Source organism: Nocardiopsis sp. iso_40 (assembly GCF_056173285.1).
Genome location: NZ_CM149666.1, coordinates 2,070,878 through 2,088,911, shown reverse-complemented (window position 1 = coordinate 2,088,911; position 18,034 = coordinate 2,070,878). Strand labels below are relative to the sequence as shown.

At 73.6% G+C, this 18,034-nt stretch carries 15 protein-coding genes and 2 pseudogenes; 5 read left to right on the top strand and 12 right to left on the bottom strand.

Annotated features, from left to right (window positions below):
* Window positions 1–83: 83 nt before the first annotated feature.
* The 10 genes from AC0VYD_RS09260 to AC0VYD_RS09215 all read right to left on the bottom strand — a co-directional run bounded on the left by AC0VYD_RS09260 (window position 84) and on the right by AC0VYD_RS09215 (window position 10,786).
* Window positions 84–1,166, bottom strand: coding sequence for a glycosyltransferase family 4 protein (locus AC0VYD_RS09260; protein ID WP_475479475.1), 1,083 nt, complete (start codon window positions 1,164–1,166; stop codon window positions 84–86).
* Entirely contained in the window at window positions 1,163–2,776 is a 1,614-nt protein-coding gene (murJ, locus tag AC0VYD_RS09255; RefSeq protein ID WP_475479474.1) for a murein biosynthesis integral membrane protein MurJ, read from the bottom strand. The genes AC0VYD_RS09260 and murJ overlap by 4 nt, the downstream gene beginning before the upstream one ends.
* Window positions 2,773–3,720 carry a hypothetical protein gene (locus tag AC0VYD_RS09250; protein WP_475479473.1) on the bottom strand — a complete coding sequence of 316 codons (948 nt, stop codon included), beginning with the start codon at window positions 3,718–3,720 and terminating at the stop codon, window positions 2,773–2,775. Before AC0VYD_RS09250 ends, murJ begins: the two co-directional genes overlap by 4 nt.
* Before the next feature lie 5 nt (window positions 3,721–3,725).
* Window positions 3,726–4,856 (bottom strand): copper transporter, encoded by a 1,131-nt coding sequence (locus AC0VYD_RS09245; RefSeq protein ID WP_475479472.1) that lies wholly within the window; start codon window positions 4,854–4,856, stop codon window positions 3,726–3,728.
* Window positions 4,853–6,025, bottom strand: a complete 1,173-nt coding sequence (gene steA / locus AC0VYD_RS09240) for a putative cytokinetic ring protein SteA (protein WP_475479471.1) — start codon at window positions 6,023–6,025, stop codon at window positions 4,853–4,855. The genes AC0VYD_RS09245 and steA overlap by 4 nt, the downstream gene beginning before the upstream one ends.
* A 149-nt stretch (window positions 6,026–6,174) precedes the next feature.
* Window positions 6,175–7,887 (bottom strand): DNA repair protein RecN, encoded by a 1,713-nt coding sequence (recN, locus tag AC0VYD_RS09235; protein WP_475479470.1) that lies wholly within the window; start codon window positions 7,885–7,887, stop codon window positions 6,175–6,177.
* A gap of 44 nt (window positions 7,888–7,931) precedes the next feature.
* A complete protein-coding gene (locus AC0VYD_RS09230) occupies window positions 7,932–8,858 on the bottom strand; it encodes an NAD kinase (protein WP_475479469.1) in 927 nt (308 codons plus the stop codon).
* A gap of 109 nt (window positions 8,859–8,967) precedes the next feature.
* Entirely contained in the window at window positions 8,968–9,768 is an 801-nt protein-coding gene (locus AC0VYD_RS09225) for a TlyA family RNA methyltransferase (RefSeq protein ID WP_475479468.1), read from the bottom strand.
* 21 nt (window positions 9,769–9,789) lie between these two features.
* Entirely contained in the window at window positions 9,790–9,969 is a 180-nt protein-coding gene (locus AC0VYD_RS09220; RefSeq protein ID WP_452548453.1) for a hypothetical protein, read from the bottom strand.
* A 37-nt stretch (window positions 9,970–10,006) separates the two neighbouring features.
* Window positions 10,007–10,786, bottom strand: a complete 780-nt coding sequence (locus tag AC0VYD_RS09215; RefSeq protein ID WP_475479467.1) for a membrane fusogenic activity family protein — start codon at window positions 10,784–10,786, stop codon at window positions 10,007–10,009.
* Window positions 10,787–11,025: 239 nt separating this feature from the next.
* Here AC0VYD_RS09215 and AC0VYD_RS09210 point away from each other — a divergent pair, with 239 nt between their 5' ends.
* Both AC0VYD_RS09210 and AC0VYD_RS09205 read left to right on the top strand, forming a co-directional pair.
* Window positions 11,026–11,373 carry an SCP2 sterol-binding domain-containing protein gene (locus tag AC0VYD_RS09210; RefSeq protein WP_475479466.1) on the top strand — a complete coding sequence of 116 codons (348 nt, stop codon included), beginning with the start codon at window positions 11,026–11,028 and terminating at the stop codon, window positions 11,371–11,373.
* A 69-nt stretch (window positions 11,374–11,442) separates the two neighbouring features.
* Window positions 11,443–12,732: a DUF1015 domain-containing protein gene (locus tag AC0VYD_RS09205; RefSeq protein WP_475479465.1), complete on the top strand. Its 1,290-nt coding sequence runs from the start codon at window positions 11,443–11,445 to the stop codon at window positions 12,730–12,732.
* A 7-nt stretch (window positions 12,733–12,739) separates the two neighbouring features.
* Here the strand turns inward: AC0VYD_RS09205 and AC0VYD_RS09200 are convergent, their stop codons facing one another.
* A complete protein-coding gene (locus tag AC0VYD_RS09200) occupies window positions 12,740–14,395 on the bottom strand; it encodes a cation:proton antiporter (RefSeq protein WP_475479464.1) in 1,656 nt (551 codons plus the stop codon).
* Window positions 14,396–14,539: 144 nt separating this feature from the next.
* On the opposite strand from AC0VYD_RS09200, the pseudogene AC0VYD_RS09195 reads away from it, so the two are divergent.
* A pseudogene (locus tag AC0VYD_RS09195) lies at window positions 14,540–14,686 on the top strand (AAC(3) family N-acetyltransferase); the annotation flags it as partial.
* A 25-nt stretch (window positions 14,687–14,711) separates the two neighbouring features.
* Here the strand turns inward: AC0VYD_RS09195 and AC0VYD_RS09190 are convergent.
* Window positions 14,712–16,049: an IS4 family transposase gene (locus AC0VYD_RS09190; protein WP_475477818.1), complete on the bottom strand. Its 1,338-nt coding sequence runs from the start codon at window positions 16,047–16,049 to the stop codon at window positions 14,712–14,714.
* Window positions 16,050–16,160: 111 nt separating this feature from the next.
* Here AC0VYD_RS09190 and AC0VYD_RS09185 point away from each other — a divergent pair.
* Window positions 16,161–16,871: pseudogene (locus tag AC0VYD_RS09185) on the top strand (AAC(3) family N-acetyltransferase); the annotation flags it as partial.
* 45 nt (window positions 16,872–16,916) lie between these two features.
* Window positions 16,917–17,936, top strand: a complete 1,020-nt coding sequence (locus AC0VYD_RS09180; RefSeq protein WP_475479463.1) for an HAD-IIA family hydrolase — start codon at window positions 16,917–16,919, stop codon at window positions 17,934–17,936.
* The last annotated feature ends 98 nt before the right edge of the window (window positions 17,937–18,034 follow it).

The following is an 18,034-nucleotide window of genomic DNA, read 5'->3' as shown; positions in this document are numbered from 1 at the left end:
CGGTGGCCACCGCACCGCGAGGACACGTCCCGCACACCCCCCGGACACCGTCCGACGGCCCCCCGGGCCCGCACCGGACCCGCTCACCCGCGCGCCACCGCCTTGTACACCGAGCACGCGGCCTCCACCGCGTCCTCCTCGGCGGGCAGCCCCCGGGCCGCCTCCCGTGACCGCGCCCGCAGGTCGGCGGCCAGGGCGGGGTCGTCCAGCACCCGGCCCACCTCGGCCGCGAACGCACCGGCGTCCCCGGGCGGCACCATCAGGACCGTGTCCGCGTACAGGTCGGGGATCCCGCCCACCCTGGTGGCGACCACCGGCAGCCCGGCACGGAGCGCCTCCATGATCACCAGGGAGGGCCCCTCCCACCAGCTCGTGAGGCAGAACACGTCCGCCGCGGCCAACAGGTCCGCGACGTCGCCGCGGTGCCCCAGCATCCGCACGTCCACGTCCATCTCGGCCGCGGTGTCGTGCAGCTCCCCCCACAGCGGGCCGTCCCCCGCGATCGCGACCACGGGTTCGGGGACGCGGTCGGCGATCGACGGTGCCGCCTCCAGCAGCATCCCCAGGCCCTTCTGCTCCGCGAGCCGTGCCACCGTCAGCAGCAGCGGACGGTCCGGCTCCACCGCCAGATCCGCCCGGGTGGCCTCCCTGCCCTTCAACGGCCGCCCCGTCTCCGGAGCCGCCACCACCGCCATCCGGGCGTCCCGCGCACCCGCCCGGCGCAGACGACGCACCAGGTCACCGGAGACCCCCAGGACCACCCGCGCCCGACGCGCCACGATCCGCTCCAGCACCGGGTAGACCGCGCCCATCGGCCCCGGTGCCACGGGCGGGGCGTTGTGCGCGGTCACCACCAGCGGTCCGGCACCCGCCAACGCGCACACCGCGCCGGCCCGCAACCCGTGCGCGTGCACCACGTCGGCCCCTCGCAGCAGGGCCCGCAGCCGCAGCACCGCCCCGGCGTCCCCCGCCGAGGGCGAGGAACCGATCTGCACCGGCGCGAAACGCATCCCCGCCTCCGAGAACCCGAACTCCCGCTCGGCCGAGGCCGGTCCGACCACCGCCACCTGGAAGCCCCGCCGCAGCAGCCCCTCCCCCAACGAGCGGACGTGGCGGCCCACCCCTCCGCTGACGGTCCCGACGACCAACGCGACCCTGCCGTTCACCGTGTCCCCCTCCTACGTTCACGTACGTTCCGAACCCGGTCGGCCACCGCGGCCCACGCACCGCGGTCCACCGCGACCGCGACCGCGCCGAAGACCACCAGCGCCACCGCACCCGTTCCAGCGGCCGCCAGCACCGACCCCCAGACCCCCCAGCCCCGCGCGGGATCCGCCAGCCCCGAGGCGGCCGCTCGCCCCACCGCCCAGCCGACACCACCGGCCAGGACCGCGGCGACCAGGGACCGCCCCAGCCCGGCCAGGCAGTCACGGCCGTGGGCGCGGACCACCCCCGCGCACAACAGGGCCGCGGCCAGGGTGAGCCCGACCGTGGTCGCCGTACCCAGCCCCGCGACGGCCCACCCCGCAGGCAGTACCCAGACCAGGGCGGAGGCGCACACCATCACCGCGAGCCAGCCCACGACCTGGGCGGCGGCGGCGCTCCGCCCGTGGTGGGAGGCGTACAGCGCGCGGCTCAGCAGGGCCAGCAGAGCGAAGCCCACCACCCCCGGAGCGTAGGCGAGCAGTGCCCGCTCCAACGGCAGCGGATCGAGTTGCGCGAAGACCGCGGCGAGTGGGCCCGCAGCCGCGGCCAGAGCCGTACCGACCCCGGCCGTGACCACCACGCCGGCCCGCGCGCTCACCGACAGCAACCGGGCGAACCCGGCCCGGTCCTGCTCGGCGTCGGCGACCGCCAGCGCGGTGAACGCACTGGTCGCGATGGGCACCGCGATCACCCCGTAGGGCAGGGTGAACAGTGCCCAGGCGTAGCTGTAGAGGACGGCCGCGCCCGCTCCCCCGCCCCAGTTGGCCAGGGCCACCGAGAGCAGCAGGGACACCTGCATCGCCACCAGGGGCAGCAGGGAGGCCGCGGCCAGGGACCGCACCCGCTCACCCACCCCCGGCGGGAAGGTGAACCGGGGGCGCAGCCGGATCCGCAGCCCCCGGGCGGGCCCCAGGACGGTGAGGAAGAGCGCGGCCACCCCTGCGGTGGTACCGAGGGAGAGCGTGAGCTCGGCGGACAGCGGCAGGGCGTCGATGTCCTGGCGGTGGTCGGCGCCCAGCGGCACGAACACCAGGTAGACGGTGATGACCACGAGGCTGGAGACCAGCGGCGCCAGGGCCGGTCCCAGGAACCGGCGGTGTGACTGGAGCACCCCGTACAGCACGGCCGCCAACCCGTAGAAGACGATCTGCGGGGCGAACACCACCAGCATGCGCGCGGCCAGCTCCACCAGGACCCGGCCCTGGCAGCCGGTGCCCGCGCCCAGCATCAGGGTCATCGCCGGGACCGAGACCAACGCCAGCAGGGCGGCCAGCGGCAGGGACAGCAGCAGCACCCAGGTGACCAGCGCCGAGGCGGTGTGCCGGACCTGCTCCCGGTCGCCGCGCTCGACCGCGGCGGCCAGGACCGGCACCACCATCGCGGTCAGGGCGCCGCCGATGACGATCTCGAACAGCACCGCGGGAAGCTGGTTCGCGGTGACGTAGGCGGTGCCCAGACAGGTGTCGCCGACGGTCTGCGAGAAGACGACCGTGCGGCCGAATCCGGCCAGCCGGGCGCCCACGGTGACCACCGCGATGAGCGCCGCCGCCGTGGCGACCCCCCGAGTCACCCGGGGGCCGGCTCCGGCTCGGCCCCTCCCCTGCGCCGGACCGCCCGCCGTACACGCCTCGGCCCGCCCCCGGCGGACTCCTCCGGTAGGGCCCTGCCCCACCGGTCCAGGCGGCGCAGGACGGGAACGCCGTCGATCACCCGGGAGAAGCTCGTGCGCTCACTGGCCAGGGTCAGCCCGACCACCCCGCCGAGCAGGGCCAGCCGAACGGGCCGCGGGGCCCGGGCCGCGGCAGCCGCCCCCAGGGCGGCGCCCAGCGCGTTGGCCCCGGCGTCGCCGAGCATGGAGCGTTCGGCGAGGTCGTCGGGCAGCAGGGCGAGCGCGGCCCCCAGCACGGGGCCGACCAGGGGCGCGGCCGGTGAGGCCAGGGCGGGCGCCGCGGCGAGCAGGGCGAACTTCACCGCACGCCCGGGGCGCAGGTCGAAGAGGTTCACCAGGTTGGCGCTGGCCGCGATCAGGGCCCCGTCCGCCAGCGTGTCCCACGGACCCCTGCGCAGCATGAACGCGCAGGCGAGACCCGTCGCCCCGATACCCGCCATCTTGACCGCCCCCGTGGTGACCTCGCCGCGGGACAGGGCGCCCAGGTGTCCGCGCAGCCCCCTGGCCCGCGCGGACCCGGCGAGGTCGTCGTAGGCGCCGAAGGCGGCGGAACCGGCGGCGGCCAGGACCGCGGCCGCGCGCACGCGCGGGGTCAGCCCCGGGCAGAGCGCACAGGCCGCGCACACCCCCGAGGCCAGGGCGGGCCCCTCCTGGAGGGTGACGGTACGGCCGCGGAAGTTGGTGCGCTGCCAGGTCTGCGGACGGTCGGGGTCGCCGGCGGCCCCGGAGGGCGGGGCGTCCCGGGCCCGGGTCAGCAGCCGGTAGGCGGAGCGGGCGGCCAGGGCACCGAGTGCCGCTCCGGCCAGTCCCTGGCCTGCCCGGAGCAGGGCGTGGGGCTCTCGCACCGGGTTCACTCCCCGCTCCCGGGCGCGGCCCGGCGGTCCCCGTCCCCGTCGCCGTCGCCGTCCCCGTCGCCGGACGGGTCCTGCCCCTCGCCGTCGGCCACCGAACGCTCGACGGGCGCGGGGAGCGGATCGGGGAGGTAACCGGAAACACCCTCACCGATGCCGTAGGCGGCGCCCGATCCGGTGAGGGACTCGGCCAGGGCGAGCACCACGACCAGGTCGCCGGTGGGCCGTCCGGCCACGTCCACCGTGGCGAAGGGCGGTTCCTGCGCCCGGGCCCGGGCGACGAGTCCGCCGCCCCGCCCCGAGGCGGCCTTCCCGGCCAGGACGGCGGGCCCGACCTCCTCGTGCAGGGCCGTGGTGAGGCTGATCAGGGCGGCGCCGGCTTCCTCCGCACCGTTCTCGGGGGGAGCGTCCGGGGCGACCACGACCACGGTGTCGGCCGAGCGGGCCACGGAACCCTCGACCGAGAGCAGTCCGCCCTCGGCGAAGGCGGACAGTACCGCCTCCGCGTCCTGGCCCGAGCCCCGCTGCCCGCCGCCCTCGGCGTCGTCCCCGTCCTCGGCGTCACCCCCGGCGGCCTCCTCGTCCCGGGTGTCATCGGAGCCCTCGGCGGCCTCGCTGTCCCCGTCGCCGCCGTCCCCGGCGGCCAGCGCCCGGCCCAGCACGACCCCGGCCTTGTCGTAGGGGCTGCCGGAGAGCTCCTCGGAACCGGACCAGACCTGGAGGGCGAGCTCGTCGACGAAGGCGGAGTCGGCGCGGTCCAGGAACGCCTCCTCGAACACGAGCTGCCCCACGACCCCTCCGCCCGCCTCCTCGACACGCCCGCCCAGGGCGTGCACGAGGTCCTCGTCGGTCCCGGGGACCGCGACCAGGACCACGTCCCGGCCGAGCAGCCGGTCCTCCAGGACGTCCCCGGCCACGGCGTCGGCCAGCTGGTCGGCACCGGCGTTGCGCAGTTCGGAGTCATCGCGTTCGGCACGCAGTTCCTCGCTCTGCCCGCGCAGGTCCGCGGTCTCGGACTGCAGCGTGTTGAGCAGCGGGTCCTGGAGCATCGTGGTGCCCAGGACGAGCCCGACGGTCAGCGCGAGGAACACCGCGACGATGGAAACGAGGTGATAGCGGAAGTCGATCACGTGAACAGCCCCGTCATCCAGTAGACGAACGCGTCCCAGCGCGCCGCGAGAAAGGTGAGATAGACCTGCCCGGCCGGTGAGCTGTAGGCGGCGACCAGGATGGTGAGCAGGCAGGCGGCCACCAGGCCGAGCAGCGCCCACGGAGAGATACGGGACCGGTAGAGGCGGCTCACCCCCTTGGCGTCCACCAGCTTGCCGCCGACCCGCAACCGGGTGAGGAAGGTGCTGGCCATGCCCGAGCGGCCCTTGTCGAGGAACTCCTCCAGGGTGGCGTGGGTGCCCACGGCCACGATGAGGCTGGCGCCCGAACCGTCGGCGAGCATCATCGCCACGTCCTCGCTGGTGCCGGTCGCGGGGAACACCACGGCCTCGTGGCCCAGGTCGGTCAGCCGCCGCAGCCCCGGGGCCCGGCCGTCGCGGTAGGCGTGCACCACGAGTTCGGCACCGCTGCTCAGCGCCCTGTCGGAGACCGAGTCGAAGTCGCCGACGATGATGTCGGGCCGGTATCCGGCCTCCATCACCGCGTCGGCTCCCCCGTCCACCGCGACGATGACCGGTCTGAACTCGCGGATGTAGGGCCTGAGCGCGGCGATGTCCTCCCGGTAGTGGTAGCCGCGCACCACGATGAGGACGTGGCGGCCCTCCACCGCGGTCCCGATCACCGGGATGCCGACGCCGTCCAGGAGGAGGTCGCGTTCACGCTGGAGGTAGGCCATGGTGTTGGCCGCGAAGGCCTCCAGCTGGGCGGCGAGCCCGGCACGGGCCTCGGCCATGGCGGCGCCCACCGTGTCCTTGTCCTGCCGGACACCGCGGGCCACGACCTCACCGCCCCGGTAGAGGGTGGCCCCCTGGAGCCGGAGGCGCTCCCCGTCACGGACCCGGGTGAGGACCTCGGGGTCGACGTCGTCCACCAGGGGGATGCCCGCGGCCACGATCATCTCGGGCCCCTGGTTGGGGTAGCGGCCGCTGATGCTGCGGGCGACGTTGAGGACCGCCGACACCCCGCACCCCACCAGGGCCTCGGCACTGACCCGGTCGAGGTCGACGTGGTCGATCACCGCGATGTCGCCGGGGCGCAGCCGTTTGGTCAGGTTCTTGGTGCGACGGTCCGAACGAACGGGAGCGACCAAACCGGTGGGAGCTTCCGCCCCCGAGCGGCGGAATCGCATTGTGGCTCTGAGCGCATCCGATACCTTCATCGGTGGCATAATGTCAGAACTCGATAACCCTGTGTCACAACAGGCGGGCGATCGGCGTTTTCGGGGCAAAACGCCAACGGTGCCCGCGCCGGACCGGCACGGGCACCGTCAGGAAGGGATCAGGCCGCCGGGTAGGCGCGCTCCGGATCGGCGTTGCCCAGCAGCTCCTCGGCGTGGGCCCGGCCCAGCTCGGAGTCCTCCAACCCGGCGAGCATCCGCGAGAGCTCACGGACCCGCCCGCCCCGGTCCAACCGGACGACACCGCTCTCGATGACCAGCCCCTCGGTGGACTTCTCCACCACCAGGTGCGCGTCCGCGAAGGCGGCCACCTGCGGCAGGTGCGTGACCACGATGACCTGGGCGCGCCGGGCCAGCCGGGCCAGCCGTCGCCCGATCTCCACCGCGGCCTTGCCGCCCACCCCGGCGTCCACCTCGTCGAACACGAAGGTGGGGACCGGATCGGCTCCGGCGAAGACCACCTCGATCGCCAGCATCACCCGGGAGAGCTCACCGCCCGAGGCCCCCTTGTGCAGGGCCAGCGGCGGAGAGCTCGGGTGCGGGGCCAACAACAGCTCGACCTCGTCCCGCCCGTGCTGCCCGAACTCCTCACCCGTGGTGATGCGCACACTCACCCGCGCGTGCGGCATGGCCAGCGCGGTCAGCTCCTCCGTGACCGCCGCGCCGAAACGCTCGGCCGCGGCGGAGCGGATCCGGGTCAGCTCGGTGGCGGCCTCGTCCATCCGCGCGTGCAGCTCCTCGGCCTCCGCGCGCAGGGCGTCGATCTGCTCGTCGTCGCCCTCCAGGTCGGCCAGCCGCTTGGTCGCGTTCTCCGCCCAGGCCAACACCTCGTCGGTGGTCTCACCGTACTTGCGCGAAAGCTGGGTCAGCAGGGCCCTGCGCTCCTGGACCGCGGCCAGGCGAGCCGGGTCGGCGTCCACCGACTCCGCGTAGGAGGCGAGCTCGGTGGCCGCGTCGGTGAGGATGTAGGACGCCTCGTCCAGCCGGTCCCCGATGGCCGCCAGGTCCTCGTCGTGCTCACGCACCGCCCCCACCGCCTGGCGGGCGGCCGACAACAACCCCACCACGTCGGCCTGCACCTCGGCGGCGGCCGGGTCGCCGGTGAGCGCCTCGTGCGCGGTGGTCGACGCCACCCGCAACCCGTCGGCGTGCGCCAACCGGGTCTCCTCCGCCAGAAGCTCGGCGTCCTCCCCCGGAAGCGGCTCCGCGGCGGCGATCTCCTCCACCCCGAACCGCAGCATGTCGGCCTCCTGGGTGCGCTCACGCGCCCGCTCGACCAACTCCGCCAACTCGGCGGAGACCTCCCGGTGGCGGCGGTAGGCGGAGCTGTACCGCTTCATCTCCCTGGCCAGTTCCTCGCCGGCGAAACGGTCCAGGGAGGAGCGCTGACGGTCCGCGCGCAGCAGACGCTGCTGGTCGGACTGCCCGTGCACCGCCACCAGGTCGTCGGCCAGATAGGCCAGCAGACTCACCGGGGCCGAACGGCCGCCCATGGTGGCCCGCGAACGCCCCTCCGCCGACACCGCACGGGTGAGGATGAGGACGTCGTCGTCGATGTCGCCGCCGGCCTCCAGGACCCGGTCGGCCACCCGACCGCCCCGCGGAACGGTCAGCCGCCCCTCGACCACCGCGCGGTCGGCCCCGGGACGAACCCGCTGGGGATCGGCGCGCCCACCGAAGAGCAGTCCCAGCCCGGTGACGACCATGGTCTTGCCCGCGCCGGTCTCACCGGTGACGACGGTCAGGCCCGGTGACAACTCCAACACGGCGTCGTCGATGACACCGAGGCCTTGGATACGGACTTCTTCGAGCACCGATCCCTCTCCTGATAGTTGACGACCTCTGCATGTGACGGCGTTCAGCGCCTGTCTTCGGCCCGCCCCCGCCAACCGCTGACCGGCAGACCGAACTTGGCCACCAGGCGGTCGGTGAACGGGGCGCGGTGCAACCGGGCCAGCCGGACCGGCGTATCAGCACGAGTGATCTCGATTCGTGCCCCCGCGGGCAATTCGACCATACGCCGTCCGTCACACCAGAGCACGCCCGGCGTGGTGTCCGGCAGCACCTCAAGCGCCACCGTGGCCTCGGGCCCCACCACCAGGGGGCGCGCGAACAGCGCGTGCGCGCTGATCGGCACCACCAGCAGCGCCGCCACGTCCGGCCACACCACCGGGCCGCCCGCCGAGAAGGCGTGCGCGGTCGATCCGGTGGGAGTCGCGCACACCACACCGTCACAGCCCCAACTGGACAGGGGGCGCCCGTCCACCTCCAGAACCATCTCCAGCATGCGGCGGGACTCCGCCTTCTCCAGGGTCGCCTCGTTGAGCGCCCACGAGCGCACGGGGGGCGCCCCGTCACCGCGCCCTCCGTTGAAGACCGCCACGTCGAGGGTCATGCGTTCCTCGACGACGTAGTCGCGGTCGACCACACTGCGCACCGTGGCGCCCAGGTCCTCGCGTTCGGCCTCGGCCAGGAAACCGACGTGCCCCAGGTTGACACCGAGCAGCGGAGCACCGGCCGGCCGGGCGAGTTCCGCGGCCCTGAGCAGGGTCCCGTCACCGCCGAGCACCATGACCAGCTCCACACCCTCGGCGGCCTCCGCCGCCTCGACGGCCTCGACCGGGGCCAGGGTGCAACCCACGGCGGCCAGGTCCTCGACCTCGCTCCGGAGCATGCGCACGGTCAGCCCCGCCCGACTGAGGCGGCCGTGGACCAACTCCGCGCTGCGCACCGCCGCGGGCCGGCCGGTATGGGCCAGCAGGAGAACACTGCGTCCGCTGGTCATCGCCGTCCCCTTACGTTCACTCCCCCGCGGGAAGCCTGCTGCTGACCGGGTACTCGACCGCACCCGGCCGGGTCACGTTACCGGACTCCTGCGACAGGAGGCCACGCGCTCAGGACGGCCCCTCCTGGATCGCACGCTCCAACGCGGCGGGGTCCAGGGGCGGGGCGCCGGCCCGCATCCACAGGAAGTACTCGACGTTCCCCGAGGGCCCGGGCAGGGGACTCGCGGTCACCCCCACCACACCCAGCCCCAGGGTGAGGGCGTGCGCCGCGACCTCGGAGACGGCCTCGGCCCGCAGGGCGGGTTCGCGGACCACACCACCCGCGCCGACACGCGCCTTACCGACCTCGAACTGGGGTTTGACCATCATCGCGAAGTCGGCGTCAGGGGCCGTGCAGTCGCGCAGCGCGCCGAGCACGAGTTTGAGGGAGATGAACGACAGGTCGCCGACCACCAGGTCCGGGCGGGGCTCACCGATCTGCTCCGGGGTCAGTTCCCGGACGTTGACGCGCTCCATCACCCGTACGCGCTCGTCGCTGCGCAACGCCCAGGCGAGCTGCCCGTACCCGACGTCGACCGCCGTGACGTGCGCCGCACCGCGACGCAGCAGCACGTCGGTGAAGCCCCCGGTGGAGGCCCCGGCGTCCAGCGCCCGGCGTCCCCGCACCGCCAGCCCGAAGGCGTCCAGCGCCCCGACGAGCTTGTGGGCGCCCCGGGACACGTAGGTCGGTTCCTCGGAGGGGGTGCGCACCACGATGGGCTGGTCGGTTCCGATCTGGGTCGCGGCCTTGGAGGCCACCATGCCCGCCACACGGACGAAACCGTTCTCGATGATCTCGGCCGCGTGGCCCCGGGAGCGTGCGTGACCGCGGCGGACCAGTTCCGCGTCGAGCCGACTACGTTTTGCCATGGTCACCTAGGGTACCGGCCGCTATCGAGGACTCTGGGGGCTCTGCCCCAGAGCGCCCAGAACACCGGAGAGTTCCTGGTGCAGCGTGTCGAACACCGCGACGTGCTCCGCGGTGGGCAGCGCGTCCAGGCCGGCCAGCCGTTCCCTCGTGGCGTCGAGGGTCCGCTCAGCCAGGGCCTCGGCCTGTTCGCTCCGGTCCATGGAGCCTCCTCCCTTCACTCGGCCGCCGGGACGGACCCTACTTCTTCGCGCCCTTGCCCTTGGCGGGGCGCTTGGCCGTCGAACGCGACCTGGGCGGTTTGACGGCGGTCTTCCCCTTGCCACGGGAGGCCGTCCGCTTGGCGGCGGTGCCGGACTCGGGCCCGTCCCCGGTGTCCGCGCCCGCCCCGGCGGCAGCGGCCCCGTCAGCGCCCTTCTCCTCGGCGTCCCCGGCCGGGGCGGACTCCTCCGCCTCCGGTCCGGCCCCGTCGGCGTCTCCGGCCCCCGTCGCGTCGGGGCCCTCGGCCTCGGGCCGCTCCCCGGACTCCGCGTCGCCGGCACCCTGCCGCTCACCCCCGGGCACCTCCTGCACCTGCCCGGCTTCCGGGGAGGCCGCCCCGGAAGCGCTCTCCTGCCCGGCGGGCAACACGGAGGAGGCCCCGCCCCGGGGCGCCAGCACCCGCTCCACCGCGTGCCGGGCCGCCATCCGGCGCTCCAGTTCCGCCACCCGGCGTGCCATCCGCTCGTACTCAGCGCGCGGCACCACGTCCATCTGCTCCAGGGCGCGCCCGACCTCGGCCCGGACCAGCTCGGCGACGGCCGCCCGGTTGGCCTGGCTGGTCTCGATCAGCTCCCCGGCCAGGGTCTGGATGCTCTGCCCCACCCGCGGAGGCGCCTCGCCTCCTGCGGCCGCAGGAGCGGGGGCCACCGCCCCGTCGGCCCTGAGCAGGGTCTTGGCAGCCGCGACGGCTTGCTTACGCGAGAGTTCGGTAAGGCCATTGGCGGCGTCCAGATAGGTGCGTACCGCGTCGACGACCATGATGAAGTGCTCCTTGATGGGACCGCAGGAGGAAATGACGAAGAGGGCGCGGAGCGGGAGGGGTCTCGTGCTCCAGGGGGTTCGACGCCAACGCTACCGGGGACCGGGCGCCCCTGGCACGCAAACGGCGGAGCTCGCCCCGCCGCACCTCCCGCCCGGACGGAACCGCACCCTTGGTCCGCGCCCGCCCCCTTGGCCCCGGCTCGGACAGATACCGTCGGATAGGGCATCATGTGCCCATGAGCAGCATCAACGCCTGCCTGGAGGGCATCGCCCGGGCGAACGAGCGCCTCCTCGCCCAACCGCTGGACAAACGCCGCGAACACATCCGCGAACGCACGGTGCGCGTGATCGTCCCCGACCTGGACACCGCCTTCGACATGCGGCTGACCGCCGACGGCCTCACCGACGTCACCCCGCGACCGCTGGACGCACCCGCCGCCCCCCAGGTCCGGGTGACGGTCTCCAGCGACGACCTGGTGGAACTGGCCGAGGACCGGCTGGATCCGGCCAGGGCCCTGTTCAGCCGGCGCCTGAAGGTCGACGCCAGCATCGGTGACCTGCTGCGGATGCGGCGCCTGCTCTGACCCCGCCCGACCACCGCCCGCCCCGGCCGGAACGCACCGGCACCGCCGGGCGGCGGGTACCTTGCTGGGATGCCCCGCCAACCTCTCGACCTGGCCCCCTTCCGCGGCCTGCGCTACGTGGCCCCCGACGTCGACCGCTTCATCGACGGGGGCTTCGACCTCGCACGCCTCCTGGCCCCGCCCTACGACATCCCCGACGCGGAGGAGGCACGCGAACTCCAGCGCTCCGACCCGCACAACGCGGCGAGGGTCACACTGCCCTTCGAGCTCTCCCGGCAGGCGCCCCAGGGCGGGGACACCGCCTCCCGCCGCTACCGCGCCGCCGCCGACCTGCTGCGTGACTGGATCGACGAGGGCGTGCTCGCCCTGGACGAGGCCCCCGCCCTGTACGTGTACGAGCAGACCGCGGCGGACGGCCGGGTCCAGAGGGGACTCGTGGGCGCCCTCGGACTTCCGGAACAGGGCCCCGAGGCGGGTACCCCGGCGGTACGCCCGCACGAGGACGTCGCCGACCCGCCGGTACGCGACCGCTTCCGCCTGATGGAGGTGGCCCGCGCCAACCTCGAACCGATCTTCCTCGTCTACCGCGGCGCGGGCGGGGCGGCCTCCGCCGCCACCGAGGCGACCGGCACCCGGGACACACCCCTGGTCAGCGCCCGGACCCGCGACGGCGCCCGGCACAGCCTGTGGGCGATCACCGACCCCGAACTGCAGCGGGAGGTCCGCGCCGACCTGGCCGCGCGTTCCGCGCTGATCGCCGACGGGCACCACCGCTACGCCGCCTACCTGCGCCTGCGCAGGGAGAACACCGATCCGGGCTGGAGCCACGGCCTGGCCCTGCTCGTGGACAGCGACACCCACCCGCCCCGGCTCGGGGCGATCCACCGCGTCCTGCCCGGGCTGGACACCGACCGGGCGCTGAGGGCGGCCCGGGAGGTGGCCGAGGTGGAACCGGTCCCGAACGCCGACCCCGCCGTCCTGGCCGGGGTGGACGCCCCGGCCCTGCTGCTGGTCTCCGCCGGAGGCGACGCCCACCTCATGAGCGGGTTCGACGAGGGAGCCCTGGAACGGGCGATGCCCGACCGCTCCCCCGACTGGCGCCACCTGGCCACGGCGGCACTGCACGAGGTACTCATGCCGCTGTGGGACTACCCCGAGGAGCGGGTGCGGATGGTGCACGAGGACCCCGCGGAGGCCGCGGCCGCCGCCCGCGGCGAGAAGGGCACCGCCGTCATCGTGCCGCCGCTGCGCGTGGACCAGGTCTACGCGGTCGCCGACCGCGGGGAGCTCACCCCGCGCAAGTCCACCTCCTTCGGCCCCAAACCGCGCACCGGCCTGGTCATGCGGGCCCTTCGGTGAACCGTCCTCACGCGGGCCCGGCCGGGCCCGGCGGCCCCATGTGTTCGCGCAGCTCCCCGACCAGGTTCTCGGCCCCAGCACGGTAGGGCTCCACCACGTGGTCGGCGCCGGCCTCACGGAGCTGCTCGGCCAGGGCGGGGTCGAGCGCGGTCAGCACGATCGACCCCTCGTACCCGTGCTGGCGCAGACCGTGGATGAGCACCAGGTCCGCCCGCGAGGAGGGGATCGCGCTGAGCACCATCCGGGCGCGGCCCAGGGGGAGCGTCTCCAGGAAGTCCCGGTCCTCGGCGCTCCCGAAGGCCGTGGTGACGTTGTCCTGCTCGGTGGCCGCGGACACCTTCTGCGGATCGAAGTCCACCGCGAGGACGCGGTAACCGGCCGCGGCGACCCGGGTGACGACCTCCCTGCCGAACCGCCCCAGCCCGTACACGATCACGTCGACGTCCCTGGCGGAGTGCTCGGCGCGGTGGCGCCGGTCGGGGAAGAGCCGGTCCAGGGGGTCCAGCCAGCGGCCCAGCCACCGGTAGACCTGGTGCGAGTAGAGGATCATGTAGGTGGAGCCGCCGATGGTGATCAGACCGACCACCGTGATCAGGCTGACGGTTCCGGCGTCGATGTGCCCCAGCCCCAGCCCCAGGGCCGCGAAGATCAGCGAGAACTCACTGATCTGGGCGACGGTGAGCCCCGCCAGGAAACCGACCCGGGCCGGGTAGCGCATCAGCACCATGATCACCAGCACGATGAGCGGGTTGCCCACGAGCACGAACACCGAAAGAACAGCGGCCTCGGTGATCTGGCGCCCGGCGTCCGCGAAGTTCAGGTTGGCGCCCAGCTCCAGGAAGAAGAACAGCAGCATGAAGTCGCGCAGGCTCACCAGACGGGCCCCGAGCGCGTCCCTGTACTCGGTCGAGGCCAGCGAAACCCCGGCCAGGAACGCGCCGACCTCGGCGCTGAAACCCAACGACTCGCTCAGCGCGGCCACGGACACCGCGTAGGCGACCCCGAACAGGACCAGGAGTTCCTGGGAACGCGCCACCAGGGGGACCAGGCGGGGCAGGACGTAGCGGGAGAGCAGGGCCAACCCCAGCAGCAGACCGCCGCCGGCCCACAGCACCTGCAGCATCTCGGCGGGAACCGAATCCCCGGAGGCCCGGCCGAAAGCGGTCAGCGCGATCATCACCAGGACCACGACGATGTCCTGGACGATGAGGAAACCGATGGCGATCCGCCCGTGGAGCTTGTCGAGTTCACGCTTGTCGGACAGGAGCTTGACGATGATGATCGTCGACGAGAAGGTCAGCGCCACCGCGACGTACAGGGCGGGCAGCGGGTCCATACCGAGCAGGCGGGCCAGCCCGTAGCCCACCGCAGAGGTGAACACGATCTGCCCCAGGCCGGTGGCCAACGCCACCGGACCGGTGGCCCGGATCAGGTGCAGGTCCAGCCGCAGACCCACCAGGAACAGCAGCAGGGCGATACCCACCTGGGCCAACAGCTCCAGTGTCCCCGAGGGGGAGATCCAACCGAGCCCGACCGGCCCGACGATGATCCCGACCGCGATGAAGACGACGATCAGGGGCTGGCGGAGCAGGTTGCCCACCAGGCCGAGCGCCGCCACGACAGCGAGCACCAGGGCCAGTGTCAGGAACTCGTGGGCACCCATACCGCCATGCAAGCACCTCGCGGGCCGTCCCGGAAGGACCGGTGGCGTTTTCCCCGGCGATTCCGGTCCGGGAACCGAAAACCGGGTGACCGTCCCCGGCCCCGCCCGCCATACTGACGGGCCCGACCCGCGAGAGGAGGCCCCGTGCCCGCCGCGTTCCCGAACACGCACCGCCCCCGGACCCGTCCCGACCTGGCCGAGGACCTGACCGGGCTCGGGGTGGCCCCCGGCGACACCCTCCTGGTGCACACCTCCCTGCGTTCGCTCGGCTGGGTGTGCGGCGCCGACCAGACGCAATGCTGTTCAGTTAAGGCGTTCAAGGGTCTGTCAACACCGCGATGTCCACGGTGGCCTTGTACGTGGTCCGATCCACCCCGTTGGAGCGGGCGTGGTACTTGGAGATCGCGCGTTTGACCACCCGAGGCACTGTGCGTAGACGCCGCTCGGGCAGCAGGTTCGCCAACACCTGCCGCCCGAGCAACCCCCGCACGTCGATGCGCTCGCCAGCGATGACGTTCTCGGCCCGCACCAGCAGGTCGCGGGCGCTTTCCACCGCCACCGCGAAACTCGCCCGCAGCGGGCTGTGCCCGGTAGCGGTCAGCGCGTCAGCGATCGCGCACCGCACCACCTGGTAGGTGGCCAACAGCGCCCACACCTCCTGTTCCAGCCCCTCGGGGTCCTTGGCCCGCAGCACCCGGCGCCCGAGCAGGGCCGACTTCAGCTCGCAGTAGGCGGTCTCGATCTCCCACCGCTGGTGGTAGAGCGCCACCAGACCCGTGGCCGGATACAGGTCGGGATCGGTCAGAGTGGTGGCCAGCCGGTAGGAGCCGGTGCGCTCGCCCTGGTCTGTGGCGATGGTGATCTGGGCTTGGATGAGCCGCATCCGTACCTTGCCGCGCTGCACCAGCCAGGTGCCATCGCCCAAACGACGAAGGCGGCGGGGTTTGCTCTGCGAGCCCATCCGAACCAGGAGCTGGGCCCCGCTGGTATGAAGATCTTTGAGCAGGTCGGCGGCGTCGAACCCGCGATCGGCCAGGATGAGCTGGCCCGGACCCATGGCTGGGAGCAGACGGGCGGCCATGGTGGTCTCGCCCTGGGTGACGGGTCCAAAGACCGCGCCCAGCAGTGCCCGGGATCCGGTGGCGACCAGGGCGAGCAACCGTACTTGGGGGTAGCCGGCCCCGGCCCAGCGGGTGGCTCCGCTGGAGCGGTGCACGGCCCGGTTGGCTTGTGTGGCGGGTACGTCCAGCAGGGTGCCGTCGATGGCGCACACCAGCAGCCCGTGGAAGCGGTGGGCGCTGTGGGTGGGGCCAGAGAGCAGCTCGAACAGAGCTTTGAGGGGTGCTGGGCCCAGGCGTTTGCGGGCGTAGAACAGTGCGGAGGCGGCCGGTTGGGTGCACAGGCTCACCCCGGCGGTGAGTTTGCGCCACAGGGCGGGCCAGCCGCAGTGGGTGAAGAGTCCGGCTGTGAGCAGGAGGTAGACGACCACGCGGGAGGGAAGCAGGCGTGAGCGTCGTTGGTGGCTGTTGGATTCCTCCAGGACGGAATCGACCATCTCAAAAGGCACGATCTGGGTGAGTTCTCCCAGGTGGCCGGGGGCCAGGGCGCCGGGTGCGTGGTGGGTCTGTCGGGTCGTGACACAATGGTCGGGCAAGGGGCTCCTTGGGAACAGCTGGGGTGAGATACAGCTGTCCTACCAGGGAGCCCCTTCTTCGTCTGGGTCAGGGTTGACGGACCACCACAACCCTTAACTGAACAGCATTGCGACCAGACGGTGGTCCATGCCCTCCTGGACGCCGTCGGCCCCGCCGGGACCCTGGTGGTGCCCACCCAGACCGGCGACAACAGCGATCCCTCCGGCTGGGCCGACCCGCCCGTCCCGGAGTCGTGGTGGGAGACCATCCGCGCCCGAACGCCCGCCTTCGACCCCGCGACCACCCCCAGCGTCCGCATGGGCCGCGTACCCGAGCGGATCCGCACCTGGCCGGGCGCCGTGCGCAGCGCCCACCCGCAGACCTCCTTCGCCGCGCTCGGCCCGCACGCGGCCCGCCTCATGCACCCCCACCCCCTCGAATCCGCCCTGGGCGAGGGCTCCCCGCTGGCCCGGCTGGAGGAGGAGGGCGCCCGCGTCCTGCTGCTGGGCGCCGGGTACGACTCCTGCACCGCCTTCCACCTGGCCGAGTACCGGGTACCCGACCCGCCCACCGAACCCTCCTCCTGCGCGGTCCGCACCCCCGACGGCGGCCGGGAGTGGGTCACCTACACCGGCGTCGCCCTCGACGAGTCCGACTTCCCCGCCCTGGGCACGGCCTTCGAGGCCACCGGCGCGGTGACCACCGGCCCGGTGGGGTCGGCGACCGCCCGCCTGTTCCCCCTGGCCGAGGCCGTCGCCTTCGCCACCTCCTGGCTGGCCCGGAACCGTCCGCCCCGGCCCTGGGACGGAGCCCACACCCCGCAGGACGACACGGCGCCCTAATCTGGGGAGGACCCTCTCCCGCCACACCGAATCGGACCTTCCGCCATGTCCCTGCAGGCCGCCGACCGCCCGCTCAACGAGCTCCACGACGCGATGCTCCTCGACCTGGACGGCGTGGTCTACATCGGCGCCGAGGCCGTCCCGGCCGCCCCCGAGGCGGTGGCCAAGGCCCGCGCCGCCGGAGCCCGGGTCGCCTTCGTGACCAACAACGCCGGACGCACCCCCGCCAGGATCGCCGAACACCTCACCCACCTGGGCGTACCCGCCGCCCCCGCGGACGTCGTCACCTCCGCGGAGGCCGCCGCCCGCCTGGTCGCCGCCCGGTACCCGCAGGGGTCGGACGTGCTGGTGGTCGGCGACACCGGGCTGCGCCAGGCCGTCCGCAGGATGGGGCTGCGGCCCGTCACCGTGGCCGGGGAGTCGGTGGTGGCCGTGGTCCAGGGCTACTCGCGGACGGTCTCCCGCGACCTCCTCGACCAGGGCACCCTGGCGGTCGCGGCCGGCGCGTTCTTCGTCGCCAGCAACTCCGACGCGACCGCGCCCACCGAGTGGGGGAACACCCCCGGCAACGGTTCCTTCGTGCGCGTCATCGCGTACGCCACCGGGGTGGAACCGGTGATCGCGGGCAAGCCGATGCGCCCGCTGCACGAGGAGGGGATGCTGCGCACCGGCGCGGCCGACCCGCTCATCGTGGGCGACCGCCTGGACACCGACATCGAGGGGGCCGCCACGCACGGCGCCGCGGGCCTGCTGGTCCTGTCCGGGGTCGCCACCCCGAGGGACGTACTGGCCGCCCCCGCCCACCGGCGCCCCCGCTACCTGTCGTGGGACCTGTCCGGGATGAACGAGACCCACCCCGGCCCGGTGCGCCGCACCGACGGGGACACGGCACGGACCGTGTGCGGCGACTGGACCGCCACCGTCACCGCGGGCGCCGTGCACCTGTCCGGTACCGGTGACCGGTTGGACGGTCTGCGCGCCCTGTGCACCGCGCTCTGGTCCGACGGCTCGGTCGACCCCCGGAGCGCCTCCGTGGCGGAGGCGCTGGCCGGCTTGGGCTGGTAGACCCCCAAACGGTTAGGTGACCCCCACCACACGCTGCCATGACATCCTTGTCCTAGAGTCGGGTTCGGTCCTGACCGGACCGCACCACGCGAGGAAGA

Excerpts from the sequence above, each read along its gene's own strand:
- steA (WP_475479471.1), bottom strand. The coding sequence starts at position 6,025 with ATGCGATTCCGCCGCTCGGGGGCGGAAGCTCCCACCGGTTTGGTCGCT.
- AC0VYD_RS09230 (WP_475479469.1), bottom strand. The coding sequence starts at position 8,858 with ATGACCAGCGGACGCAGTGTTCTCCTGCTGGCCCATACCGGCCGGCCC.
- AC0VYD_RS09225 (WP_475479468.1), bottom strand. The coding sequence starts at position 9,768 with ATGGCAAAACGTAGTCGGCTCGACGCGGAACTGGTCCGCCGCGGTCAC.
- AC0VYD_RS09220 (WP_452548453.1), bottom strand. The coding sequence starts at position 9,969 with ATGGACCGGAGCGAACAGGCCGAGGCCCTGGCTGAGCGGACCCTCGAC.
- AC0VYD_RS09215 (WP_475479467.1), bottom strand. The coding sequence starts at position 10,786 with ATGGTCGTCGACGCGGTACGCACCTATCTGGACGCCGCCAATGGCCTT.
- AC0VYD_RS09210 (WP_475479466.1), top strand. The coding sequence starts at position 11,026 with ATGAGCAGCATCAACGCCTGCCTGGAGGGCATCGCCCGGGCGAACGAG.
- AC0VYD_RS09205 (WP_475479465.1), top strand. The coding sequence starts at position 11,443 with ATGCCCCGCCAACCTCTCGACCTGGCCCCCTTCCGCGGCCTGCGCTAC.
- AC0VYD_RS09200 (WP_475479464.1), bottom strand. The coding sequence starts at position 14,395 with ATGGGTGCCCACGAGTTCCTGACACTGGCCCTGGTGCTCGCTGTCGTG.
- AC0VYD_RS09180 (WP_475479463.1), top strand. The coding sequence starts at position 16,917 with ATGTCCCTGCAGGCCGCCGACCGCCCGCTCAACGAGCTCCACGACGCG.